Source organism: Pseudomonas asplenii, assembly GCF_900105475.1.
Taxonomy (GTDB): domain Bacteria; phylum Pseudomonadota; class Gammaproteobacteria; order Pseudomonadales; family Pseudomonadaceae; genus Aquipseudomonas; species Aquipseudomonas asplenii.
Genome location: NZ_LT629777.1, coordinates 474,917 through 499,845, shown reverse-complemented (window position 1 = coordinate 499,845; position 24,929 = coordinate 474,917). Strand labels below are relative to the sequence as shown.

22 protein-coding genes and 1 other RNA gene are annotated in these 24,929 nt (G+C 61.7%); 18 read left to right on the top strand and 5 right to left on the bottom strand.

All coding sequences use genetic code 11. The features are described 5' to 3' along the window. Positions 1–62: 62 nt before the first annotated feature. The 4 genes from BLU37_RS02275 to BLU37_RS02260 form a co-directional block, all read right to left on the bottom strand. Positions 63–641 (bottom strand): BON domain-containing protein, encoded by a 579-nt coding sequence (locus BLU37_RS02275; protein WP_090202106.1) that lies wholly within the window; start codon positions 639–641, stop codon positions 63–65. Next, on the bottom strand, positions 638–1,231 hold the full coding sequence (locus tag BLU37_RS02270; protein ID WP_029379630.1) for a phosphoheptose isomerase: 594 nt from the start codon (positions 1,229–1,231) through the stop codon (positions 638–640). The genes BLU37_RS02275 and BLU37_RS02270 overlap by 4 nt, the downstream gene beginning before the upstream one ends. A 144-nt stretch (positions 1,232–1,375) precedes the next feature. Further along, complete coding sequence (locus tag BLU37_RS02265; RefSeq protein ID WP_010452591.1) at positions 1,376–1,747, bottom strand: YraN family protein; 372 nt, start codon at positions 1,745–1,747, stop codon at positions 1,376–1,378. Then, on the bottom strand, positions 1,747–3,558 hold the full coding sequence (locus tag BLU37_RS02260; protein WP_010452592.1) for a penicillin-binding protein activator: 1,812 nt from the start codon (positions 3,556–3,558) through the stop codon (positions 1,747–1,749). The genes BLU37_RS02265 and BLU37_RS02260 overlap by 1 nt, the downstream gene beginning before the upstream one ends. A gap of 227 nt (positions 3,559–3,785) precedes the next feature. Between BLU37_RS02260 and rsmI the strand changes: the two genes are divergently transcribed. The 18 genes from rsmI to lpxC all read left to right on the top strand — a co-directional run bounded on the left by rsmI (position 3,786) and on the right by lpxC (position 23,242). Further along, the gene (gene rsmI, locus BLU37_RS02255; protein WP_172832991.1) at positions 3,786–4,628 is read left to right on the top strand and encodes a 16S rRNA (cytidine(1402)-2'-O)-methyltransferase; all 843 of its coding nucleotides are present in this window, start codon (positions 3,786–3,788) and stop codon (positions 4,626–4,628) included. Between the two features lie 133 nt (positions 4,629–4,761). Then, positions 4,762–5,115, top strand: an RNA gene (gene rnpB, locus BLU37_RS02250) — RNase P RNA component class A. 310 nt (positions 5,116–5,425) lie between these two features. Beyond that, on the top strand, positions 5,426–5,881 hold the full coding sequence (gene mraZ, locus BLU37_RS02245; protein ID WP_090202105.1) for a division/cell wall cluster transcriptional repressor MraZ: 456 nt from the start codon (positions 5,426–5,428) through the stop codon (positions 5,879–5,881). Continuing rightward, positions 5,878–6,825 carry a 16S rRNA (cytosine(1402)-N(4))-methyltransferase RsmH gene (gene rsmH / locus BLU37_RS02240; protein ID WP_408003655.1) on the top strand — a complete coding sequence of 316 codons (948 nt, stop codon included), beginning with the start codon at positions 5,878–5,880 and terminating at the stop codon, positions 6,823–6,825. Before mraZ ends, rsmH begins: the two co-directional genes overlap by 4 nt. Further along, positions 6,822–7,115: a cell division protein FtsL gene (ftsL, locus tag BLU37_RS02235; RefSeq protein WP_010452600.1), complete on the top strand. Its 294-nt coding sequence runs from the start codon at positions 6,822–6,824 to the stop codon at positions 7,113–7,115. The genes rsmH and ftsL overlap by 4 nt, the downstream gene beginning before the upstream one ends. Next, entirely contained in the window at positions 7,115–8,851 is a 1,737-nt protein-coding gene (locus tag BLU37_RS02230; RefSeq protein WP_172833079.1) for a peptidoglycan D,D-transpeptidase FtsI family protein, read from the top strand. Before ftsL ends, BLU37_RS02230 begins: the two co-directional genes overlap by 1 nt. Beyond that, the gene (locus BLU37_RS02225) at positions 8,851–10,314 is read left to right on the top strand and encodes a UDP-N-acetylmuramoyl-L-alanyl-D-glutamate--2,6-diaminopimelate ligase (RefSeq protein ID WP_090202104.1); all 1,464 of its coding nucleotides are present in this window, start codon (positions 8,851–8,853) and stop codon (positions 10,312–10,314) included. The genes BLU37_RS02230 and BLU37_RS02225 overlap by 1 nt, the downstream gene beginning before the upstream one ends. Next, complete coding sequence (locus tag BLU37_RS02220) at positions 10,307–11,686, top strand: UDP-N-acetylmuramoyl-tripeptide--D-alanyl-D-alanine ligase (protein WP_090202103.1); 1,380 nt, start codon at positions 10,307–10,309, stop codon at positions 11,684–11,686. The genes BLU37_RS02225 and BLU37_RS02220 overlap by 8 nt, the downstream gene beginning before the upstream one ends. Continuing rightward, the gene (gene mraY, locus BLU37_RS02215) at positions 11,686–12,768 is read left to right on the top strand and encodes a phospho-N-acetylmuramoyl-pentapeptide-transferase (RefSeq protein WP_090202102.1); all 1,083 of its coding nucleotides are present in this window, start codon (positions 11,686–11,688) and stop codon (positions 12,766–12,768) included. The genes BLU37_RS02220 and mraY overlap by 1 nt, the downstream gene beginning before the upstream one ends. 5 nt (positions 12,769–12,773) lie before the next feature. Beyond that, positions 12,774–14,120 carry a UDP-N-acetylmuramoyl-L-alanine--D-glutamate ligase gene (murD, locus tag BLU37_RS02210; protein ID WP_090202101.1) on the top strand — a complete coding sequence of 449 codons (1,347 nt, stop codon included), beginning with the start codon at positions 12,774–12,776 and terminating at the stop codon, positions 14,118–14,120. Beyond that, positions 14,117–15,331 (top strand): putative lipid II flippase FtsW, encoded by a 1,215-nt coding sequence (gene ftsW / locus BLU37_RS02205; RefSeq protein ID WP_010452609.1) that lies wholly within the window; start codon positions 14,117–14,119, stop codon positions 15,329–15,331. The genes murD and ftsW overlap by 4 nt, the downstream gene beginning before the upstream one ends. Then, entirely contained in the window at positions 15,321–16,391 is a 1,071-nt protein-coding gene (murG, locus tag BLU37_RS02200; RefSeq protein WP_010452611.1) for an undecaprenyldiphospho-muramoylpentapeptide beta-N-acetylglucosaminyltransferase, read from the top strand. The genes ftsW and murG overlap by 11 nt, the downstream gene beginning before the upstream one ends. After that, positions 16,384–17,844, top strand: coding sequence for a UDP-N-acetylmuramate--L-alanine ligase (gene murC, locus BLU37_RS02195; protein WP_010452614.1), 1,461 nt, complete (start codon positions 16,384–16,386; stop codon positions 17,842–17,844). The genes murG and murC overlap by 8 nt, the downstream gene beginning before the upstream one ends. Further along, entirely contained in the window at positions 17,841–18,809 is a 969-nt protein-coding gene (locus BLU37_RS02190; RefSeq protein WP_090202100.1) for a D-alanine--D-alanine ligase, read from the top strand. Before murC ends, BLU37_RS02190 begins: the two co-directional genes overlap by 4 nt. Before the next feature lie 7 nt (positions 18,810–18,816). Continuing rightward, positions 18,817–19,686 (top strand): cell division protein FtsQ/DivIB, encoded by an 870-nt coding sequence (locus BLU37_RS02185; RefSeq protein WP_010452617.1) that lies wholly within the window; start codon positions 18,817–18,819, stop codon positions 19,684–19,686. 14 nt (positions 19,687–19,700) lie between these two features. Continuing rightward, complete coding sequence (gene ftsA / locus BLU37_RS02180) at positions 19,701–20,966, top strand: cell division protein FtsA (protein WP_010452619.1); 1,266 nt, start codon at positions 19,701–19,703, stop codon at positions 20,964–20,966. A 55-nt stretch (positions 20,967–21,021) separates the two neighbouring features. Beyond that, positions 21,022–22,218, top strand: coding sequence for a cell division protein FtsZ (ftsZ, locus tag BLU37_RS02175; protein WP_019363608.1), 1,197 nt, complete (start codon positions 21,022–21,024; stop codon positions 22,216–22,218). Positions 22,219–22,330: 112 nt separating this feature from the next. Then, a complete protein-coding gene (gene lpxC, locus BLU37_RS02170; RefSeq protein WP_010452622.1) occupies positions 22,331–23,242 on the top strand; it encodes a UDP-3-O-acyl-N-acetylglucosamine deacetylase in 912 nt (303 codons plus the stop codon). A gap of 50 nt (positions 23,243–23,292) precedes the next feature. On the opposite strand, the gene BLU37_RS02165 is transcribed toward lpxC, so the two are convergent. After that, on the bottom strand, positions 23,293–24,777 hold the full coding sequence (locus BLU37_RS02165) for a sensor domain-containing diguanylate cyclase (RefSeq protein WP_090202099.1): 1,485 nt from the start codon (positions 24,775–24,777) through the stop codon (positions 23,293–23,295). Positions 24,778–24,929: the final 152 nt, after the last annotated feature.

Genomic DNA, 24,929 nt, shown 5'->3' with positions numbered 1-24,929 from the left:
CCCTGTCACCGAAAGATGACAGGGGCTTTTTCGTGGGGGCAGTCCGCTTGGTGGGAAAGCCCTCAGTCGATGTACTCGAACAGCTTGACGATTTTCTGCACGCCGCCGACACCTTGCACCAGGTTGGTCGCGCGCGTGGCTTCCTGCTGGGTGACCAGGCCCATCAGGTAGACGATACCGTTCTCGGTGATCACCTTGATGCGTGAGCCGGGGATGGTGTTGTCGGTCAGCATCTGAGCCTTGATCTTGCTGGTCAGCCAGGTGTCGTTGCTGCGGGCCGCGAGCGAGGAGGGCTGCAGGATCTGCAGTTCGTTGTTCACTTTCTTCACGCGCTGGACGCTGGACGCGGCCTGCTCGGCCTTGGCCTTGAGGTCTTCACGCGGCGTCTGCCCAGCGAGTAGCACGATGCCGTTGTAGCTGCTCACCACGATATGCGAGGCAGCGTCCAGGTCCGGATCGGCCTTGGCGACGTTGACTGCAACCTTGGTTTCGATCACGGAGTCATCGATCTTGCTGCCCAGGGTGCGCGTTCCCTGGTCGTCATTGATCGGACCATCACGGGTTGCGGTCAGCACCGAGCTGCAGCCGCTGAGGCTCAGGCACAGAGTCAAAGCCAGCAGGCTAAGGCGGTTAATGGTCATTCTTCACTCCCGAACAGTTGGCTGTCGATCAGATCGCACAGGCAGTGGATCGCCAGCAAGTGGACTTCCTGGATACGTGCGGTGACGTTGCTGGGGACGCGAATTTCCACATCCTCGGGCAGCAGCAGTGAAGCCATACCGCCACCATCACGTCCCGTCAAAGCTACGACAACCATTTCGCGATCATGTGCGGCCTGGATTGCCTGAATAATGTTGGCCGAGTTGCCACTGGTGGAAATCGCCAGCAGAACATCGCCGGGTTGGCCGAGGGCGCGGATCTGTTTGGAGAAGATTTCATTGTAGCTGTAGTCGTTGGCTATCGAGGTGATGGTCGAGCTGTCGGTGGTCAGTGCAATGGCCGGCAGGCTCGGTCGTTCGCGTTCGAAGCGGTTGAGCAGTTCAGAGGAAAAATGCTGGGCGTCGCCCGCCGAGCCACCATTGCCGCAGGAGAGCATCTTGCCTTCGTTGAGCAGGGCATTGACCATGATCTGGCTGGCTTGCTCGATGTGAGGTGCAAGAACGTCCATCGCCTGTTGCTTGGTGTCGATACTGGCCTGGAAAAGCTGGCGAATTCGGGATTGCATGTCCATCAGTGTAGGTGACCTTAAATGGGGCGGTTGCCTGGCTCGAACGCTGTCCGGGTTTCCCTCGGAGCTGTCCGGCGCAAGGAATGTGCAGCCCGCAAAGCAAAGAGCAAAATCGGTGAATGAAAGTAACCGGTTCGACAGTCTGGGTCAGCTGTCGAAGGCATTCCGTAGCCAGTTCAGCCGGGGTGCTGCATCCAGTGCGCCCTCTATGGCGATCACGTCGAAACGGCAGGGGCTATTGGCCCAGCGTGACTCGCGTTGCAGAAAATACTGCGCCGCGAATATTAACTTCTTGCGCTTGCGGGCATCGATGCTGCCCGCGGCGCCACCCCATTGGGTGTTTTTTCTATAACGAACTTCGACGAATACTACTGTATCGCCGTCGAGCATGACCAGATCAAGCTCGCCGCGTTTACATGACCAGTTCTGCGCCAGCAGGCGCAGCCCCTGTTGTTCGAGATGCCGGAGCGCGAGGCTCTCGGCATCCTTGCCGCTCTCCAGGTGTGAGCCTTGCGGCATCAGCGTGGGGTATTCGGCAGGCGCTGGACCTGGCCGTTGACGAATTGTGCCCATGGCAGCTGGCGTTCTACCCGTTGGCCCTGGTCCATGCTCAGGCTGCCGGAGAGGCCGTCGATACGGCTGTCTGGCAGTGCCTTGAGCTGGCCCAGGCGCGGAGCCAGGCGATAGGCGTCGACACCCATGGCATACAGGCGGCCGAGGCTGCCGGCGGCCTGTGGCCATTGGGCGGTGACCTGTTGGCGCAGGGGGTCGTTGGCGTCCAGCAGCCATGGCGTTTCGCAGAAGCGAATGCCGTTCATGTCGTTGTACTGGTTGATGTCGCCGGTTGCGCTGAACAGGTGGGAGGTGCCGTATACCGGGACGTCACCGGCGTACTGGAAGTTCAGGGTCGGTTTGATCTGCTGGGCCTGCTGCGGGGTGGCGGCGAGGAAGATGAACTCGATGTCCTGGCGGCGCGAAGGTTGCGCGGCAACTTGGCCACCGACGGTGCTCTGCAGGCTCTTGGCGCGACCTTCGCTCTGGCGCAGTTGGAACAGGTCGGCAATCTGCTGGGCCAAGGCTACCGGCTGGTCGACACGCTCGACACCGATCACGGTGCCGCCGTTGGCTTCCCAGTCCTGGCGGAAGGCTTTCAGTACGCGGTCGCCCCATTCACCCTTCGGTACCATGGCTGCGGCGCGGTGCAGGCCGTCGGCGCGGGCACGACGCGAGACTTCGCGGGCTTCGTCTTCGGCGGCAAGACCGAACTGGAACAGCTGTGGTGGGTTTTGTGCGCTTTCGCTGTAGTTCAGTGCCAGCGTGGTGATCGGCAGTTGCGCGCGAGCGCTCAACTGCTTGACCAGCGGTTTCTCCAGCGGGCCGATGACCAGTTGCACGCCGGCCGCCTGGGCCTTGCGATAGAAATCGTCGAGAGAGGTCAGGCGCGAGCTGTCGTAGAACTCAATCGCTGGTGGCTTCTGGCCGGCCTGTTGTGCCTGGTATTGGGCGGCCATGAACCCTTCGCGCAGCGCCTTGCCGACCGAGGCCAATTGGCCGTCGTTAGGCAGCAGCAGGGCGATCTTGTTCAGCGGCTGGCTGGCCAGTTCCTTGAGTTTCACCAGAGCCTGTGGCAACTGCACGGCGGCAGGGTGCTTGGGGTTCTGTGCGCGCCAGGTATCGATCGCGGCCTGTTGTTGCTCCAGCGTGCCGGAAGTCTTCACCGTCAGAGCCAGGCTGAGCCAGCCGCTGAGGTCGTCGTTGCCGGTCGGTTGCAACTGGTCGGTCGGCAGGGCGGCTATCAGTGCCCAGATCGCCTCGTGGTTGGCACGAGCGGCGTCGCCACTGAGCAGCGGTGCGATGAAAATGCGCTCGCGCGCGGCAGCCAGGGTCTGGCCGTCGGCTTCGAGGGCGCGGGCGCGGACGGTCTGGGTGCGGATCTGCTGGTCTACTGGCAGTTCACCCAGGTGTTCCAGGCTCGGATGGCTCAGGGCGGCGAGCGCGGCCTTGGGCTGGTTGCGGCTCATCGCCAGTTCGGCGGCCAGTGTGCTGGCGAATACCTGTTGGGCCGGCTTGAGCTGGTCCAGTTGCACCTGGGCAAGAATCTGCGAGGCGCGACCGTTGTCTTTCTGGCGATAGGCCAGGTCGGCGGCGCTCAGGCGCAGCAGGGCGGCCTGGTCCGGTGTTTTGCTGGAAGAGGCCTGTTCGAGCAGTTGCTCGATGCTGGCATCCGGGGTCCGTGGAAGTTCGCCAAGGCTGGAGGAGGGCGAGCTGGCGCAAGCCGCCAGCAAGGCAGCGAGGCAGAGGGCAGAGAACAGCCGCAGGCAAGCGATCATGTAAGTGTTCCTGATACTCGATCAAATTAGCGTGGAATTGTACCCAAGCACTGGCCGGGGCGCGATGTTGCTGGCGTGAAACCGTTAATTTAGGTCGTACAAAGCGTGTCAGCGGGCTCTACCGGGCCCTTGTGGAGCGTATCGGCAGGGCTTCTACGCGCTACAATGGGTTTTTCGTTCTTCTTGAGGTGTGCGCTTTGACTGCTCCAGGTGCTTTGAATTCCGCGATGGGCTCGCTTTATGTGGTGGCGACGCCCATCGGCAACCTGGATGACATCAGTGCGCGGGCGATGAAGGTGTTGCGCGACGTGGCGTTGATCGCGGCAGAGGATACCCGGCATTCGTTGCGGCTTTTGCAGCACTTCGGTATCACCACGCCACTGGCGGCCTGCCATGAGCATAACGAGCGTGACGAAGGCAGTCGGTTTATCGCCAAACTGCTGGCGGGCGAGGATGTCGCCCTCATCTCTGATGCTGGCACACCGCTGATTTCCGATCCTGGTTATCACTTGGTGCGCCAGGCGCGAGCCGCGGGTATCAAGGTGGTGCCGGTTCCGGGGGCCTGTGCGCTGATCGCGGCGCTGTCGGCGGCCGGCCTGCCTTCCGATCGGTTCATTTTCGAAGGGTTCCTGCCGGCCAAGGCCGTGGGGCGTCGTTCGCGCCTTGAGCTGTTGCGTGAGGAGCCGCGGACACTGATCTTCTATGAAGCGCCCCATCGAATCCTCGAGTGCCTGCAGGATATGGAGGCGGTGTTCGGCGGTGAGCGCCCGGCATTGCTGGCCCGTGAGCTGACCAAGACCTTCGAGACGCTCAAGGGTTTGCCGCTGGCCGAACTGCGCAACTTCGTCGAAACCGACAGCAACCAGCAGCGTGGCGAGTGCGTCGTGCTGGTCGCTGGCTGGACTGCTCCGCAAAGCGACGAGGCGGTGGGCGCCGAGGCCATGCGTGTGCTCGATCTGCTGCTCAAGGAAATGCCGCTCAAGCGCGCAGCGGCTCTCGCTGCTGAAATCACTGGGGTGCGCAAGAACCTGCTGTACCAGGCGGCCTTGGATAAGCAGAAAAGCGACTGACATTTTTTGAGTGAGACCGTTCTGTGATGGATGTCGGATTGCTCTTTGGCGGTCTGTGTTGTCCCGGTATCTCGGGTCGCGGGCGGCTTTAAAGCTTGTCCTTGAGGCCATGTGTCGGTAACCTTTGCGGTGGAGAGTCGATTGGACAGTCGCTGCCCTCTATGAAAATTAGAGGGGGGAGGAAAGTCCGGGCTCCATAGGGCGGAGTGCCAGGTAATGCCTGGGAGGCGTGAGCCTACGGAAAGTGCCACAGAAAATAACCGCCTAAGCACTTCGGTGCCGGTAAGGGTGAAAAGGTGCGGTAAGAGCGCACCGCACGTCTGGCAACAGTTCGTGGCTAGGTAAACCCCACTCGGAGCAAGACCAAATAGGGTTCCAAGGCGTGGCCCGCGCTGGAACCGGGTAGGTTGCTAAAGATGTCCAGTGATGGCCATCGTAGAGGAATGACTGTCCTCGACAGAACCCGGCTTACAGATCGACTCTCCACCTCCTTCCTTCTCTGCTCGCAATCGCTGGCAGAAGCACATTTGTAATACCGAAAAAATCTTACTCTTAACAAAACACTTTAACTTCTGGCCTCAACCTTCTGAGGCTTCTTGAGTTTGTCTGGAAAAAGCCTCTGCCAATTCTCGCAAATTCTCCTTTTATGCTCCTAAATCTCCGTTCTGTAAGGGTTTTCCTTAAGACCGTGCCTTGACGGTGTGGTGGCCGCATTCCTATAGTGTGCGCAAGTGGAGGAAAGTGGCATGAAGTGGGTTTCAGGGACATAAAACGCTAATATTTGGAGAAACGCATCTGTGTTTCGTGGAGCAAACGCTATCAGTCTCGATGCCAAGGGTCGTCTCGCTATGCCGAGCCGGTACCGTGACGAGCTCGATTCGCGTAGTTCCGGCCAACTGATTGTCACCATCGATGCCGTTGACCCTTGCCTGTGTGTGTATCCGCTCGACGAGTGGGAGCTGATTGAAACCAAGTTGCGTGCGTTGCCGTCGCTGCGGGAAGAGAACCGTCGTCTGCAACGTTTGCTGATTGGTAATGCCGTCGATCTCGAACTCGATGGCAGCGGCCGTTTCCTGGTGCCGCCGCGCCTGCGCGAGTACGCGAAGCTGGACAAGCGCGCGATGCTGGTGGGCCAACTGAACAAGTTTCAACTGTGGGACGAGGACGCCTGGAATGCTGTTGCTGCAGCGGACCTGGTGGCCATTAAACAACCGGGCGCGATGCCTGATGAACTGCGTGATCTGATCCTGTGACTATTGATAGCGGCTTTAACCACATCACCGTACTGCTTGACGAAGCCGTCGAGGCTCTCGCCGTACGTCCTGATGGCTGCTATCTGGATGGCACCTTCGGTCGCGGCGGGCATAGCCGCCTGATTCTCAGCAAGCTCGGGCCAGAGGGGCGACTTCTCGGCTTCGACAAGGATCCACAGGCGATTGCCACCGGGCAAGCGCTAGCGGCCGAAGACGGCCGCTTTGTCATTGTGCAGCGCAGCTTTGCCGAGCTGGCGGCGGAGGTCGCCGAGCGGCAGATGGCCGGCAAGGTCAATGGCATCCTGCTTGACCTGGGCGTGTCTTCGCCGCAGTTGGATGATCCGGAACGTGGCTTCAGCTTCATGAATGACGGGCCGCTGGACATGCGCATGGACCCTTCGCGGGGTATCAGTGCCGCCGAGTTCATCGCCTCCGCGCCGGCTGAGGAAATCGCCCGCGTCTTCAAGGAATATGGCGAGGAGCGGTTCTCCGGACGCATGGCCCGTGCCGTGGTCGAGCGCCGTGAAATCAAGCCTTTCGAGCGCACGGCCGACCTGGCCGAAGTGCTGAAGGTCGCCAACCCGGCCTGGGAAAAGGGCAAGAACCCGGCAACCCGGGCCTTCCAGGGGCTGCGTATCCACGTCAACAATGAGCTGGGCGATCTCGAGGCTGGCCTCGATGCCGCGCTGGACGCTCTGGAAGTCGGCGGTCGGCTGGTGGTGATCAGCTTCCATTCGCTGGAAGACCGCATTGTCAAACTGTTCATGCGGCGCCTGGTCAAGGGCGAGGCAGACAACCTGCCGCGTAACCTGCCGGTGCGTCATCAGGCGTTCGAGCCGCGCATCAAGGTGCACGGCAAGGCCCGTTTCGCTTCAGAGGCCGAACTCAAGGCCAACCCGCGTGCACGCAGCGCAGTCATGCGCATCGCGGAGAAGTTGCGGTGAGCAAGCTCTACGCCAAGCCACTTCCTGGCGGGAGCTTTTTCATGTTCCTGCTGTTTATCGCCGTGCTGGTCTCAGCCATCGGCGTGTCCTATAGCGCGTATTGGAATCGCCAGTTGCTCAACTCGCTTTACAACGAACTGAGCGTACGCGACAAAGCCCAGGCCGAATGGGGTCGACTGATCCTTGAGCAGAGTACCTGGACTGCCCATAGCCGTATCGAGACGCTGGCCACCGAACAACTGAAGATGCGCATCCCAAGCCCATCCGAAGTCCGGATGGTGGCGCCATGATGAAGCTTGAGGGCGCACTCTATCCATGGCGTTTTCGTGTGGTGCTCGGCGCACTGGCGATCATGGTCGGCTATATCTGCTGGAAAATCGTCGACCTTCAGGTCTTCGACCGGGCTTTCCTGATTGGCCAGGGCGATGCACGCAGCATGCGTCACATCCCCATTCCAGCACACCGCGGGCTGATCACCGACCGCAATGGCGAGCCTCTGGCCGTCAGTACGCCGGTCACCACGCTGTGGGCCAACGCCAAGGAAATGCAACTGGCCAAGGACCGCTGGCCGGCCCTGGCCCAGGCTCTCGGGCAGGATCCCAAGCAGTTGGCCGAGCGCCTGGAACAACAGGCCAACAAGGAATTCATCTATCTGGTCCGTGGCCTGACTCCGGAGCAGGGGCAGGCTGTACTCGATCTCAAGGTGCCCGGTGTCTACGGCATCGAGGAATTCCGGCGATTCTATCCGGCCGGTGAAGTGGCGGCCCATATGGTCGGCTTTACGGATATCGATGATCACGGTCGTGAAGGTGTGGAACTGGCCTACGACGAATGGCTGGCCGGGGTGCCCGGCAAGCGACAAGTGATCAAGGACCGGCGCGGCCGACTGATCAAGGATGTCCAGGTCACCAAGAACGCCAAGGCCGGCAAGCCCTTGGCGTTGTCGATTGACCTGCGCCTGCAATATCTGGCCAACCGCGAGTTGCGCAACGCCCTGGTGGAAAACGGCGCCAAGGCCGGCAGCCTGGTGATCATGGACGTCAAGACCGGCGAGATCCTCGCGATGGTCAACCAGCCGACCTACAACCCCAACAACCGTCGCAACCTGCAGCCGGCGATGATGCGCAACCGCGCGATGATCGACGTGTTCGAGCCGGGTTCGACCATGAAGCCGCTCTCCATGAGTGCCGCCCTGGAAACCGGGCGCTGGAAACCCAGCGATACGGTCGAGGTATATCCCGGCACCCTGCAGTTGGGCAAGTACACCATCCGCGACGTCTCCAAGACCGAAGGCCCGGTGCTCGACCTGACCGGTATCCTGATCAACTCCAGTAACGTGGGGATGAGCAAGGTCGCCTTCGACATCGGTGGCGAGGCGATTTTCCGTGTCATGCAGAAGGTCGGCCTGGGTCAGGACACCGGCCTCGGTTTCCCCGGCGAGCGCGTCGGCAACCTGCCGAACTACCGTGAATGGCGCAAGGCCGAGACCGCGACCCTGTCCTACGGCTACGGCCTGTCGGTGACCGCTATCCAGTTGGTGCACGCGTTCTCGGCACTGGCCAACAACGGCAAGATCGTGCCGCTGACCCTGATCAAGACCGACAAGATGCCCGAGGGTACCCAGGTCATCCCGGAAAAGGTCGCCAAGACCATGCAGGGCATGTTGCAGCAGGTGATCGAGGCGCCGCGGGGTGTCTGGCGTGCCAAGGTCCCGGCCTATCATGTCGCCGGAAAGTCCGGTACTGCACGTAAGACTTCGGTCGGTACCAAGGGGTATGCCGAAAACGCCTATCGTTCATTGTTCGCCGGTTTCGGCCCGATGAGCGATCCGCGTTACGCCATCGTGGTGGTGATCGACGAGCCGAGCAAGGCCGGTTACTTCGGTGGCCTGGTTTCGGCGCCGGTTTTCAGCAAGGTGATGTCCGGCACGCTGCGGCTGATGAACGTAAGCCCGGACGACCTGTCGAGTATTCCGCAACAGCAAGCCGTTGCCGCCCCTGAACCTGTAAAAGGAGGGCGTGGTTAATGTCCTTGAGTCTGAACAAGATATTCCCCCACGCAGGCCGCGAACTGCTGATTCGCGAGCTGGCGCTCGACAGCCGCAAGGTGCGTGCCGGTGATCTGTTCCTGGCGGTACCGGGTGGCAAGGTCGATGGCCGTGAGCACATCGCCGATGCGCTGCAGCGCGGGGCGGCGGCGGTCGCCTATGAGGCTGATGGCGCTACCGTACTGCCGATCACTGATGTGCCGCTGATTCCGGTCAAGGGGCTGACGGCACAGTTGTCGGAAATCGCCGGGCGATTCTATGGCGAACCGAGCCGGCAGTTGAACCTGGTGGGGGTCACCGGCACCAATGGCAAGACCAGTGTCAGTCAGTTGGTAGCCCAGGCCCTCGACCTGCTCGGCCAGCATTGCGGCATTCTCGGGACGCTGGGCAGTGGTTTTCATGGCGCGCTCAACAGCGGCATGCTCACCACGCCCGACCCGATTGCCGTGCAGGCGACCCTGGCGGACCTGAAAAACGCCGGTGCCAAGGCGGTGGCGATGGAGGTTTCCTCCCATGGCCTGGATCAGGGTCGGGTCAGCGCGTTGGCGTTCGACGTGGCTGTGCTGACCAACCTCTCACGCGACCACCTCGATTATCACGGCACCATGCAAGCCTATGGTGCGGCGAAGGCCAAGCTGTTCGACTGGGCCAACCTGCGTTGCCGGGTGATCAACCTCGACGACGACTTCGGCCGGCAACTGGCCGCTCGCGAGGCTGAATCGCGGCTGATTACCTACAGCCTGCAGGACAGCGCCGCGTATCTGTATTGCCGAGACGCCCAGTTCAGCGATGAAGGCGTACGCGCCACTCTGGTGACTCCGCATGGTGAACACCATCTGCGCAGCACGCTGCTCGGCCGGTTCAACCTGAGTAATGTACTGGCAGCAGTCGGCGCCTTGCTGGGGCTGGATTACGCGCTGGATGAAATTCTCCGGGTCTTGCCGCAGTTGGAAGGCCCAGCCGGCCGGATGCAGCGCCTGGGCGGTGGTACGCGACCGCTGGTGGTGGTCGATTACGCCCACACCCCGGATGCTTTGGAACAAGTGCTGATGGCCTTGCGCCCGCACGCCAAGGGACAACTGCATTGCCTGTTCGGCTGTGGCGGCGACCGCGATCGCGGCAAGCGTCCGCTGATGGCAGAGCTGGCCGAGCGCCTGGCTGACAGTGTGCTGGTGACCGACGACAACCCGCGTACCGAAGATCCTCAGCAGATTTTCGATGACATCCGCCCCGGTTTCAGCACCCCCGATGCCGTGCGTTTCGTGTCCGGCCGTGGCGTGGCGATTGCCGAACTGATCGCTGCTGCCCGTGTCGACGACGTGCTCGTCCTGGCCGGCAAGGGCCATGAGGATTACCAGGAAATCAATGGCGAGCGCCATGCTTTCTCCGACTTGGTCGAGGCTACAAAGGCTCTGGATGCCTGGGAGGCCGCCAATGCTTGAAGCAATGAAGTTGAGCGCGGTTGCCAATGCCCTGTCCGGTCGCCTGAGTGCGGCCGATGCCAGTTTTTCCGGGGTGAGCATCGACAGTCGGTCGATTCAGCCGGGCCAGTTGTTCGTCGCCCTGACGGGGCCGCGTTTCGATGGTCATGATTATCTGGACGACGTGGCGGCCAAAGGTGCCGTTGCCGCATTGGTTGAACGCGAAGTTCCCGAGAGCCCGCTGCCGCAACTGGTGGTGCGCGATACCCGTCTGGCCCTGGGCCAATTGGGCGCATTGAATCGCGCCCTTTTCAATCAGCCGGTGGCGGCGATTACCGGCTCCAGCGGCAAGACCACGGTCAAGGAGATGCTGGCGAGCATCCTGCGTACCCGTGGCCTGGTCCTGGCGACCCGGGGCAACCTGAACAACGATCTGGGCGCGCCGCTGACCTTGCTCGAGCTGGCACCGGAGCACAGTGCGGCGGTTATCGAGCTGGGGGCTTCGCGTATTGGCGAGATCGCCTATACCGTCGCCATGACCAGGCCCCATGTGGCGATACTGAATAACGCCGGAACCGCCCATGTCGGCGAGTTCGGTGGCCCGGAGAAAATTGTCGAGGCCAAGGGCGAGATCATCGAAGGGCTGCAGGCCGATGGCACCGCAGTGCTCAATCTGGACGACAAGGCCTTCCCGATCTGGAAAGCCCGGGCCGGCATGCGCAAGGTGCTGACCTTTGCTCGGGACAACGACAACGCCAACTTCCACGCCAGCGCGATTTCCCGTGATCCGCGCGGCTGTCCGCGCTTCGAACTGCACAGCCCGGAAGGGTCGGTGCCGGTTCAATTGAACCTGCTGGGTGCTCACAACGTCGCCAATGCCCTGGCCGCCGCTGCGGCGGCTCATGCGCTGGGCGTGTCGCTGCCGGGCATCGCTGCCGGGCTGGAAGCGGTCCAGCCGGTCAAGGGCCGGACAGTCGCGCAACTGGCAACCAACGGTATTCGCGTGATCGACGACACCTACAATGCGAACCCCACCTCAATATGTGCCGCTGTTGATATACTCGCCGACTTTTCCGGTCGCACCGTTCTGGTGCTCGGAGATATCGGCGAGCTGGGCGAGTGGGCGGAGCAGGGTCATCGTGAAGTAGGGGCTTACGCCTCAGGCAAGGTTTCCGCGCTGTATGCGGTGGGACCGATGATGGTCCACGCCGTCGACGCATTTGGTCAGCACGCTCGTCATTTCGCCAGCCAGGCTGATCTGATCGAGGCGCTTGGCGCCGAGCAAGACACCAACACCACCATTTTGATCAAGGGTTCGCGTAGCGCGGCGATGGAAAACATCGTGGCGGCTTTGTGCGGGCCTGCGCCGCATGTTAAGGGAGAGACGCATTAATGCTGCTGCTGCTAGCGGAGTATCTGCAACAGTTCTACAAAGGCTTCGCGGTCTTCCAGTACCTGACCCTGCGCGGGATTCTTGGGGTGCTGACCGCGTTGTCTCTGTCGCTGTTCCTGGGGCCGTGGATGATTCGCACCCTTCAAACACGGCAGATTGGCCAGCCGATTCGCGACGATGGTCCAAAGAATCAACTCTCCAAGTCAGGCACTCCTACCATGGGCGGGGTATTGATCCTGTCCTCTATTGGCATCAGCACCCTGCTGTGGGCAGACCTGCATAACCGCTATGTCTGGGTGGTCCTGCTGGTCACCCTGCTGTTTGGTGCCATTGGCTGGGTCGACGACTATCGCAAGGTGATCGAGAAGAACTCTCGTGGCCTGCCGAGCCGCTGGAAGTATTTCTGGCAGTCGGTGTTCGGTTTGGGCGCGGCGGTTTTCCTGTTCATGACCGCACAGACGCCGGTGGAAACCACCCTGATCGTGCCGATGCTCAAGGATGTCAGCATTCCCCTGGGCGTGGGCTTCGTGATCCTGACCTACTTCGTGATCGTCGGTTCGAGCAACGCGGTCAACCTGACCGATGGTCTCGACGGCCTGGCGATCATGCCGACGGTCATGGTCGGCGGCGCGCTGGGGATTTTCTGCTACCTGTCGGGTAACGTGAAATTTGCCGAATACCTGCTGATCCCCTACGTACCGGGCGCGGGTGAGTTGATCGTGTTCTGCGGCGCGCTGATCGGTGCTGGCCTGGGCTTCCTCTGGTTCAACACCTATCCGGCCCAGGTCTTCATGGGCGACGTCGGTGCCCTGGCACTGGGCGCGGCCCTGGGCACCATCGCAGTGATCGTTCGTCAGGAAATCGTCCTGTTCATCATGGGCGGCGTATTCGTCATGGAGACCCTCTCGGTGGTCATCCAGGTCGCCTCTTTCAAGATGACCGGGCGCCGTGTGTTCCGCATGGCACCGATTCACCACCACTTTGAACTCAAGGGCTGGCCCGAGCCGCGTGTGATCGTCCGTTTCTGGATCATCACCGTGATTCTGGTGCTGATCGGCCTTGCCACCCTGAAGCTGAGGTAGAACCTGTGTCGCTGATCGCTTCTGACCACTTCCGCATCGTTGTCGGCCTCGGCAAGAGCGGCATGTCCCTGGTTCGCTTCCTGGCGAACCGGGGCGTTGCCTTTGCGGTGGCCGATACGCGGGAGAATCCACCGGAGCTGGCCACGCTGCGTCGTGACTATCCGCAGGTGGAAGTGCGTTGTGGCGAGCTGGATGTCGACTTCCTCTGCCGTGCCGATGAACTGTATGTGAGCCCCGGGCTGGCCCTGGCGACTCCGGCGTTGCAGGCCGCTGCCGCCCGTGGCGTGAAATTGTCCGGTGACATCGAGCTGTTCGCGCGCAACGCGAAGGCGCCGATCGTTGCCATTACCGGCTCCAATGCCAAGAGCACCGTCACCACCCTGGTGGGCGAGATGGCGGCTGCCGCCGGTAAGCGCGTGGCGGTCGGTGGCAACCTGGGTACCCCGGCGCTGGATCTGCTCGGCGACGATATCGATCTGTATGTGCTCGAACTGTCGAGCTTCCAACTGGAAACCACCGAGCAGTTGAATGCTGAGGTGGCGACCGTGCTCAACATCAGCGAAGACCACATGGATCGCTACAGCGGTCTGCCTGCCTATCACCTGGCCAAGCATCGGATTTTCCGTGGGGCGAAACAGGTGGTGGTCAACCGCCAGGACGCCTTGTCCCGACCACTGATGAGCGAAGGCCTGCCTTGCTGGACCTTCGGTCTGGGCAAGCCGGACTTCAAGACCTTCGGTGTACGTGAGGAAAACGGCGAGAAATACCTGGGCTTCGAGTTCCAGAACCTGATGCCGGTACACGAGCTGAAGATCCGTGGTGCCCACAACCAATCCAACGCCCTGGCCGCGTTGGCGCTCGGCCACGCCGTAGGGTTGCCGTTCGACGCGATGTTGTCGAGCCTGCGCACCTTTGCTGGCCTCGAACATCGTTGCCAGTGGGTGCGCGAACGTCACGGTGTGAACTACTACAACGACTCCAAGGCCACCAACGTCGGTGCTGCGCTGGCGGCCATCGAGGGCCTGGGCGCCGATATCGGTGGCAAGCTGGTGCTGATCGCCGGTGGCGACGGCAAGGGTGCAGACTTTTCCGCCCTGCGTGCGCCGGTGGCGGCCAACTGCCGTGCCGTGGTCCTGCTGGGGCGTGATGCCGAGTTGCTGGCCCAGGCGTTGGGCGACGAGGTGCCGTTGATTCGTGTGCAGACCCTGGACGAGGCGGTACAGCGTAGCGCCGAGCTGGCGCACAGCGGTGATGCGGTGCTGCTGTCACCGGCCTGCGCAAGCCTCGACATGTTCAAGAACTTCGAAGAGCGTGGGCGCCTGTTCGCCCAGGCCGTGGAGGACTTGGCATGATTTTCAACATTATCAAACCGTATCCGTCGCCAATCATTACCGGTCGGGGTGTCGATGTCGATTTCCCGATGCTCGCCGGCTGCCTCGCATTGCTGGGTCTTGGCCTGGTGATGATTACCTCGGCTTCCTCCGAAGTGGCGGCCGTGCAGTCGGGCAACGCGCTGTATCACATGATCCGCCACCTGATTTACCTGGTGATCGGCCTGGGCGCCTGCATCGCTACGATGATGGTGCCGATCGCCACCTGGCAGCGCATGGGTTTCATGATGCTGGTGTGTGCCTTTGGTCTGCTGGTGATGGTGTTGCTGCCCGGTATCGGCCGTGAGGTGAACGGCTCGATGCGCTGGATCGGTTTCAGCTTCTTCAACGTGCAGCCCTCGGAAATCGCCAAGGTGTTCGTGGTGATCTACCTCGCCGGTTATCTGGTGCGACGCCAGAAGGAAGTGCGCGAGAGCTGGATGGGCTTTTTCAAACCGTTCATTGTGCTGCTGCCGATGGCTGGCCTGTTGCTGATGGAGCCGGACTTCGGCGCCACCGTGGTGATGATGGGCGCGGCGGCGGCGATGCTGTTTCTCGGCGGCGTTGGTCTGTTGCGCTTCGGCCTGATGGTGTTGCTGGCGGTGGTCGCGGTGGTGGTGCTGATCAAGGCACAACCTTACCGGATGGCGCGTCTGACCACCTTTACCGACCCTTGGGCCGACCAGTTCGGCTCCGGCTACCAGTTGACCCAGGCGCTGATCGCCTTCGGTCGCGGTGAATGGCTGGGCGTTGGCCTGGGCAATAGCGTGCAGAAGCAGTTCTACCTGCCGGAAGCCCATACCGACTTCGTGTTCTCCGTACTGGCTGAAGAGCTGGGTGCGGTCGGTTCGCTGTGCACGGTCGCGCTGTTCGTGTTCGTCAGCGTGCGGGCCATGTACATCGGCCTGTGGGCCGAGAAGGCCAAGCAGTTCTTTGCCGCCTACATGGCCTACGGCCTGGCTTTCCTGTGGATTGGTCAGTTCCTGATCAATATCGGCGTGAACGTCGGCCTGCTGCCGACCAAGGGTCTGACCTTGCCGTTCCTCAGCTATGGCGGCAGCTCCCTGGTGATCTGCTGTGCCTGTCTCGGCCTGCTATTGCGGATCGAGTGGGAGAGCCGAACCCATTTGGGCAGCGAAGAGATGGAATTCGATGAAAGCGACTTTGCGGAGGACACTCCCCATGGGCGCTAACGTATTGATCATGGCTGGCGGCACCGGCGGCCACGTGTTCCCGGCGCTGGCCTGCGCCCGCGAGTTCCAGGCGCGGGGTTTCACCGTGCACTGGTTGGGTACGCCGCGCGGTATCGAGAACGAGCTGGTGCCTAATGCCGGCTTGCCGTTGCACCTGATCAACGTCGCGGGTCTGCGCGGCAAGAGTAAACTGTCGCTGCTCAAGGCGCCGTTCGTGCTGCTGCGGGCGGTCTGGCAGGCGCGCAAGCTGATGAGCCAGTTGAAACCGGTCTGCGTGCTGGGCTTCGGTGGTTATGTCACCGGTCCCGGCGGTGTTGCGGCGCGCCTGTGCGGTGTACCGGTCATCGTGCACGAACAGAACGCCGTGGCGGGTACCGCGAACCGTCTGCTGGCGCCTCTGGCTGCCCGGGTCTGCGAGGCGTTCCCGAACACCTTCGGCGCCTCGAGCAAGCGCCGCACCACCGGCAACCCGGTGCGCTCCGAGCTGTTTCTGGAGACCCCGCGCCAGGCGCTGGCAGGGCGCCCGGCCCGCCTGCTGATCCTGGGGGGCAGCCTCGGTGCCGAACCGCTGAACAAACTGCTGCCCGAAGCACTGGCCCAGGTGCCGGTCGAATTCCGTCCGGAAGTCTTCCATCAGGCCGGTCGCAACCATGACCAGGTGACCTCCGAGCGCTACCAGGCTGCGGGTGTCGAGGCGCAGGTGGCGCCGTTTATCAAGGACATGGCCCAAGCCTATGGCTGGGCCGACCTGGTGGTCTGTCGCGCAGGCGCGTTGACCGTCAGTGAGCTGGCTGCGGCTGGTCTGCCCTCGTTGCTGGTGCCTTTGCCCCATGCGATCGACGATCACCAGACCCGCAATGCCGAATATTTGGCCGGGGAGGGCGCTGCCTTCCTGCTGCCGCAAAGAACGACTGGCGCCGCCGACCTGGCGGCACGCCTGACAGAGGTTTTGATGCAACCGGAACGACTGAACACCATGGCGAGCACCGCACGCCGCCTGGCCAAACCCGATGCCACCCGCACCGTCGTCGAGATCTGCTTGGAGGTGGCCCATGGTTGAAAGTCAGAAAGCCATTCCTCAGCCGGAAATGCGCCGTATCCGTCGCATTCACTTCGTCGGAATCGGCGGCGTGGGCATGTGCGGGATTGCCGAAGTGCTGCTGAATCTGGGTTACCAGGTGTCCGGCTCCGACCTGAAAACCTCGCCGGTCACCGACCGGCTCGAGTCGTTCGGCGCGCAGATCTTCATCGGTCACCGTTCCGAAAACGCCGCCAGCGCCGATGTGCTGGTGGTATCGAGCGCCGTGAACAAATCCAACCCGGAAGTCGCGACCGCCCTCGAACGTCGTATTCCGGTGGTACCACGGGCCGAGATGCTCGCCGAGCTGATGCGCTATCGCCACGGCATCGCGGTCGCCGGTACCCACGGCAAGACCACCACCACCAGCCTGATCGCTTCGGTGTTCGCCGCTGGCGGTCTCGATCCGACCTTCGTCATCGGTGGCCGACTGAACGCCGCGGGCACCAATGCCCAGCTCGGCACCAGTCGCTACCTGATCGCCGAAGCCGATGAAAGCGACGCCAGCTTCCTGCACCTGCAGCCGATGGTGGCCGTGGTCACCAACATCGACGCCGACCACATGGACACCTACGAGGGCGACTTCAGCAAGCTGAAGAAAACCTTCGTCGAATTCCTCCACAACCTGCCGTTCTATGGCTTGGCCGTGGTCTGCCTGGACGATCCGGTGGTGCGTGAAATCCTTCCGCAGATCGCCCGTCCGACCGTGACCTATGGGGTTCACGAAGACGCCGATGTGCGCGCGATCAACATCCGCCAGGCCGGCATGCAGACCCATTTCACCGTACTGCGCCGCGACCGCGAGCCGCTGGACGTGTCGGTGAACATGCCGGGCAACCACAACGTGCTGAACTCCCTGGCGACCATCGCCATCGCCACCGACGAGGGCATCAGCGATGAAGCCATCGTCCAGGGCCTGTCGGGCTTCCAGGGCGTCGGTCGACGCTTCCAGGTCTACGGCGAATTGCCGGTGGACGGCGGCAGCGTGATGCTGGTCGACGACTACGGCCACCACCCGACCGAAGTCGCGGCGGTGATCAAGGCCGTGCGTGGCGGCTGGCCGGAGCGTCGTCTGGTGATGGTCTATCAGCCGCACCGCTATACCCGCACCCGCGATCTGTACGACGACTTCGTCCAGGTCCTGGCCGATGCCAACGTCCTGTTGTTGATGGAAGTCTATCCGGCGGGTGAAGAAGCCATTCCGGGGGCGGACAGCCGCCAGTTGTGCCGCAGCATTCGTCAGCGTGGTCAGCTCGACCCGATCTACATCGAGCGTGGCGTCGACCTGGCGCCGCTGGTCAAGCCGCTGCTGCAGCCGGGCGACATCCTGTTGTGCCAGGGCGCCGGTGATATCGGCGGTCTCGCGCCGCAATTGCTCAAGAGTTCGTTGTTCGCAGGTGCGGTTGCCGCAGCCGGCGCGGAGAAGTCGAAATGACCGCCGCCTACGCCAACCTGTTCTCGACCCTCGAGCCGAAGGACTTCGGCCGTGTTGCCGTGCTGTTCGGTGGCAAGAGCGCCGAGCGCGCCGTGTCGCTGAAATCCGGCAATGCGGTGCTTGAGGCGCTGCTGGGCGCTGGCGTCGATGCCTTCGGTATCGACGTGGGTGAGGACCTGCTGCAGCGTCTGCTGAGTGAAAAGATCGACCGTGCCTTCATCATTCTGCACGGCCGTGGCGGTGAAGACGGCAGCATGCAGGGCCTGCTGGAGTGCCTGGAGATTCCCTACACCGGTAGCGGCATCCTCGCCTCGGCCCTGGCCATGGACAAATTGCGTACCAAACAGGTCTGGCACAGCCTGGGCATTCCGACTCCACGCCATGCGGTGCTGGGCAGCGAAGCCGACTGTATTTCAGCCGGTGCGGAACTGGGTTTCCCTTTGATCGTCAAACCTGCCCATGAAGGCTCCAGTATCGGGATGGCCAAGGTGACCGGCGTCGACGATTTGATCGCCGCCTGGAGAGCTGCTGCCACCTACGATTCGCAAGTGTTGGTCGAACAATGGATTCAAGGTCCGGAGTACACCATTGCCACACTGCGTGGCCAGATTTTGCCGCCGATCGCCCTCGGCACCCCGCATTCGTTCTATGACTACGACGCCAAGTACCTGGCTTCCGATACCCAGTATCGGATCCCGTGCGGCCTCGACGACACCAAGGAAAAGGAACTGATGGACCTCACGGCGAAAGCCTGCGAGGCGCTCGGTATCGCCGGTTGGGCGCGTGCCGATGTGATGCAGGACGCCGAAGGGCAGTTCTGGTTCCTGGAAGTCAACACCGCCCCGGGCATGACTGACCACAGTCTGGTTCCGATGGCGGCACGTGCGGCCGGCCTCGATTTCCAGCAGTTGGTGCTGGCGATCCTGGCGGAAAGTGTCGCCAGCCACCCAGGGCCGAGAGGTTAACGATCCCATGCACGGCGCGCAGTTTCGTCATCAGTCACCGGGTCCCGGCCGTAACAAGCCGGTGCCGCGGGGTGCCAGCCGAATGGTGGCCAAGGAGCCGGTGTCTGCGCGCCTGCCAAAAGCCAATTTCGGCTTTTTCAAGCGCCTGATGTGGCCGGTGTTGCTGGTGGCCCTGGGCTTTGGCACCTATGAAGGCGCCCAGCGTCTGTTGCCCTATGCGGATCGGCCGATCAGCAAGATCAACGTCCAGGGGGACCTGAGCTATATCAGCCAGCAGGCGGTACAGCAGCGGATCGCACCGTATGTCGCGGCGAGCTTCTTCACCATCGACCTGGCAAGCATGCGCGCCGAGCTGGAAACCATGCCGTGGATCGCCCATGCCGAAGTCCGCCGGGTGTGGCCGGACCAGGTGGTGATTCGCCTGGAAGAGCAGTTGCCGGTGGCCCGCTGGGGCGACGAGGCACTGTTGAACAACCAGGGCCAGGCGTTCGCGCCACGGGAACTGGCGAACTACGAGCACCTACCGCAGCTGTTCGGCCCGCAGCGGGCTCAGCAGCAGGTGATGCAGCAGTACCAGGTGCTGAGTCAGATGTTGCGCCCACTGGGCTTCTCCATCGCCCGGCTGGAACTGCGCGAGCGCGGCAGCTGGTTCCTGACCACTGGTGCGGGCAGCTCGGGGCCGGGTATTCAGTTGTTGCTGGGCCGCGACCATCTGGTCGAGAAGATGCGCCGTTTCATTGCCATTTATGAAAAAACGCTGAAAGAACAGATTACGAACATTGCCAGCATCGATCTGCGCTATTCCAACGGCCTGGCCGTCGGATGGCGGGAACCTGTGGCACCCGCGACGGACAAACCCGCCGTTGCGAAGAATTAAGAAGAGGCAGGACCATGGCAAACGTGCAAAGCGGCAAAATGATCGTCGGACTGGATATCGGCACCTCCAAGGTGGTGGCGCTGGTGGGCGAGGTCGCGGCCGATGGCACAGTGGAAATCGTCGGCATCGGTACGCACCCTTCGCGCGGCTTGAAGAAGGGCGTGGTGGTGAATATCGAATCCACCGTGCAGTCGATCCAGCGCGCGGTGGAAGAGGCGCAACTGATGGCCGGTTGCCGGATCCACTCGGCGTTCGTCGGCGTCGCGGGCAATCACATCCGCAGCCTGAACTCCCACGGTATCGTCGCCATCCGTGATCGCGAAGTCAGCTCGGCGGACCTGGAGCGCGTGCTCGATGCCGCCCAGGCCGTGGCGATCCCGGCTGACCAGCGGGTACTGCACACCCTGCCGCAGGACTACGTGATCGACAATCAGGAAGGTGTGCGTGAACCCCTGGGCATGTCCGGCGTACGTCTGGAGGCCAAGGTCCACGTGGTCACCTGCGCAGTGAATGCCGCGCAGAACATCGAGAAGTGCGTGCGTCGTTGCGGCCTGGAAATCGACGACATCATCCTCGAACAACTGGCTTCGGCCTATTCGGTGCTGACCGACGACGAGAAAGAGCTGGGCGTGTGCCTGGTGGACATCGGTGGTGGCACCACCGACATCGCGATCTTCACCGAAGGTGCGATTCGTCATACCGCGGTGATCCCGATTGCCGGTGACCAGGTGACCAACGACATCGCCATGGCGTTGCGCACCCCGACCCAGTATGCCGAAGAGATCAAGATCCGCTACGCCTGTGCCCTGGCCAAGCTGGCCGGTGCCGGCGAAACCATCAAGGTTCCGAGCGTTGGCGATCGTCCACCCCGCGAGCTGTCCCGTCAGGCCCTGGCCGAAGTGGTCGAGCCGCGTTACGACGAACTGTTCACGCTGATCCAGGCCGAACTGCGTCGCAGCGGTTATGAAGACCTGATTCCGGCCGGCATCGTGCTGACCGGCGGTACCTCGAAGATGGAAGGCGCGGTCGAGCTGGCCGAGGAAATTTTCCACATGCCGGTGCGTCTGGGTGTGCCGCATACCGTCAAGGGGCTCTCGGACGTGGTCCGCAACCCGATCTATTCAACTGGGGTAGGGCTGTTGCTGTACGGACTGCAAAAGCAGTCGGACGGCATTTCCCTGTCCGGCTACAACGGCGGCAACAGAAACGACTATCGCGATGAAGAACAGAAAGCACCTGTGCTGGAGCGCCTCAAGCGCTGGGTACAGGGCAACTTTTAAAGTTTCAAAGCAGTAGAAGTAGGCGAAAAAACTAGAGAATGAAAGGAGAGGGAACATGTTTGAACTCGTAGACAACGTCCCACAAAGTCCGGTAATCAAGGTTATCGGCGTCGGCGGTGGCGGTGGCAACGCCGTTAACCATATGGTCAAGAGCAACATTGAAGGCGTCGAGTTCATCTGCGCCAACACCGATGCCCAGGCGCTGAAGAACATTGGCGCACGGACCATCCTGCAACTGGGCACCGGCGTGACCAAGGGCCTTGGCGCTGGCGCCAACCCGGAAGTCGGTCGTCAGGCCGCTCTGGAAGACCGCGAGCGTATCGCTGAAGTGCTGCAAGGCACCAACATGGTCTTCATCACCACCGGCATGGGTGGCGGTACCGGTACCGGTGCAGCCCCGATCATCGCCGAAGTGGCCAAGGAAATGGGCATCCTCACCGTTGCGGTGGTGACCCGTCCGTTCCCGTTCGAAGGCCGCAAGCGCATGCAGATCGCCGATGAGGGCATCCGCGCGCTGAGCGAAAGCGTCGACTCGTTGATCACCATTCCCAACGAGAAGCTGCTGACCATCCTGGGCAAGGACGCCAGCCTGCTGTCGGCGTTCGCCAAGGCTGACGATGTACTGGCCGGTGCCGTTCGCGGTATCTCCGACATCATCAAGCGTCCAGGCATGATCAACGTCGACTTCGCCGACGTACGCACCGTGATGAGCGAAATGGGCATGGCGATGATGGGCACTGGCTGCGCCAGCGGTCCGAACCGTGCGCGTGAAGCCACCGAGGCGGCGATCCGCAACCCGTTGCTGGAAGATGTGAACCTGCAAGGTGCACGCGGCATCCTGGTGAATATCACCGCCGGTCCTGACCTGTCCCTGGGTGAGTACTCCGACGTCGGTAGCATCATCGAAGCCTTTGCTTCCGAGCACGCCATGGTCAAGGTCGGTACCGTTATCGATCCGGACATGCGCGACGAGCTGCACGTGACCGTGGTCGCCACCGGTCTGGGTGCCCGCATCGAGAAACCTGTGAAGGTCATCGACAACACCCTGCAGACTGCCAGTCAGCCGGCCGCCACTCAGGCACCTGCTGCCGCACGTCAGGAACTGCCGTCGGTGAACTACCGCGACCTGGATCGTCCGACCGTCATGCGCAACCAGGCCCAGGCCGGGGCTGCGACTGCCGCGAAGATGAATCCGCAGGACGATCTGGACTATCTGGATATCCCGGCCTTCCTGCGTCGCCAGGCCGATTGATGGAATGTATCAGGAGTATTAGGGTGATTGGTGTTCAGCAAAGGTCTGGTCTGCTATTATCGCCAGCCTTTGTTGATACCTGTTCGCAATTTGCGCTGAAGCGGCCAAAGCCATGATTAAACAACGCACCCTGAAAAATATTATCCGTGCTACAGGTGTCGGCCTGCACTCGGGCGAGAAGGTCTACCTGACCCTCAAACCAGCCCCCGTGGATACCGGCATCGTGTTTTGTCGTGCCGACCTCGACCCTGTGGTGCAGATTCCTGCGCGCGCGGAAAACGTTGGTGAAACCACCATGTCGACCACCCTGGTCAACGGTGACACCAAAGTGGACACGGTGGAGCATTTGCTCTCGGCCATGGCCGGTCTGGGCATCGATAACGCCTACGTCGAGCTCTCCGCGTCCGAAGTCCCGATCATGGACGGCAGCGCTGGACCCTTCGTATTCCTGATTCAATCTGCCGGCCTGGAAGAACAGGACGCAGCCAAGAAGTTCATCCGCATCCTGCGTGAAGTCACAGTGGAAGACGGCGACAAGCGCGCCACTTTCGTGCCTTTCGACGGGTTCAAGGTGAGTTTCGAGATCGACTTCGATCACCCTGTATTCCGTGACCGCACCCAGAGTGCCAGCGTGGATTTCTCCAGCACGTCGTTCGTGAAGGAAGTCAGCCGCGCCCGCACCTTTGGTTTCATGAGTGATATCGAGTACCTGCGCAAGCACAACCTCGCACTCGGCGGTAGCGTGGAAAACGCCATCGTGGTGGACTCGGACGGTGTATTGAACGAAGACGGCCTTCGTTATGAAGACGAATTCGTCAAACACAAGATCCTCGACGCCATCGGTGACCTCTACCTGCTGGGCAATAGCCTGATTGGTGAGTTCAAGGGCTTCAAGTCCGGTCACGCGTTGAACAACCAGCTTCTGCGTAAGCTCATCGAGCAGAAAGATGCCTGGGAAGTGGTGACCTTCGAAGACGCCAGCACGGCGCCGATCTCGTACATGCGTCCTGTTGCGGCCGTGTAACGACTTTCTCCTTTTGTTGTTCTTCAAAGGCTGCCTTCGGGCGGCCTTTTTTATCTCTGTAGTTCGATATCCCGAGCATGCACCAATTGGTCACGACCATTGCGCTTGGCCTGATACAGGGCCTGGTCGGCATCTTCCAGCAGTTGCTCGATCCTCGCGCCGAGGGCAATCGCCTCGCGGGAAACCCATTGGGTGCTGACGCCGATACTGACGGTGATGGGGCACGCATCGGCTAACAAGGGCGGCATCTGGCGGATGGCACTGCTGATCTTTTCGGCCAAGCAGCAGGCTCCCGTTTCGTCGGTTTGTGGCAGGATCACCGCGAACTCTTCGCCGCCGTAACGTGCTACCAGGTCTCCCGGACGACGGATACTGTCACCGATCACCCGAGCGATCTGGCGCAAGGCTTCGTCACCCATCGGATGTCCATGACGGTCGTTGAACGCCTTGAAATGGTCGGCGTCGATCATCAGCAACGATAGGGGCTGGCCCGAACGCTGTGCCCGGTTCCACTCCAGTAGTAACGTCTGATCCAGTGCCCTGCGGTTGGCGATGCCGGTGAGCGCGTCGGTGGTTGCCAGCTCGGCCAGCTCCTGTTCGGCCCGTTGGCGTCGTTGCAGCTCCCGCGCCAACAGCCAGCTCAGCCATAGCAGGCCGACACACAGCCCGCCGGTGGCACTGCCGACCAGCCAGGTGGTGCGCCACCAGGAGGAATAGACTTCCTCCCCCGACAGGGCCACCACCACGATCAGCGGCAAGTCACCCACCCGGGAAAAGGTGTAGAGGCGCTGCTTGCCGTCGATGCCGGAGATAGCGCTGAAACTGCCGTTGCCCTCGCTGACGATGCGTTGGAAATTGGGGCGCTGGCTGAAGTCCTTGCCGACCATGTCGGCATTCATCAGCGGTTCCTGGGCGAGCAGGATACCGTCGCTGCTGAGCAGATTGACCGTACTGCTGGCCCCGACATTGAGGGTCCTGAACAGCTCGTTGAAATAGCTGAGACGGATGGCGGCCCGAGCGACGCCAAGAAACTCGCCCTCGGGCGACGAGACTCGGCGGCTGAAGCTGATGCGCCAGTCCACCCATTTCTCCCGAGCGAGAAACGGCTGGCTGATCATCATCACGTCACTGGGGTTTTCGATGTGGGCCTTGAAATACGCTCTATCGGCGTAATTACCGGTCCGAGGGGTGACCGAAGAGGAGTCGGCAATCACCTCGCCATCTTTGTCGAGTAACAGGATATCGCCCTTGTTCGGAGCTGCCGTGGCACTGTCGAACAGGGCCAGATGACGAATCTGTGGCGAGACGTGCTTGAGGTCCTCACGCCGCGAGGCGGTGATGAGGTCCAATAATGACTTGTCGTAGAGTTCGGCATTGCGCAGGACGTCGGCATCGATCAATTGCACGATGTTCGTGGCGGCGCGTATGGCGACGAGTTCTGCACTGCCTCGCTCGCGGATCAGCAGATAGATGACGATGCCGAGGATCGCACTGACACTCAGGCCGCTGCCGAGTATCAGCAGCAGGCGAGGCATCGCCGAGCTGTTCGAAGGATGATTGATGGTAAACCTCAAGCGGTTCGGGGTTATTGGCCCCTCTATAAAGCCCCAGCGGCAAAAAGGCCAGCATCAGGATGCTGACCTTTACGCATGCTAGAAGATATTCATCGGGTAGTCGACGATGCCCC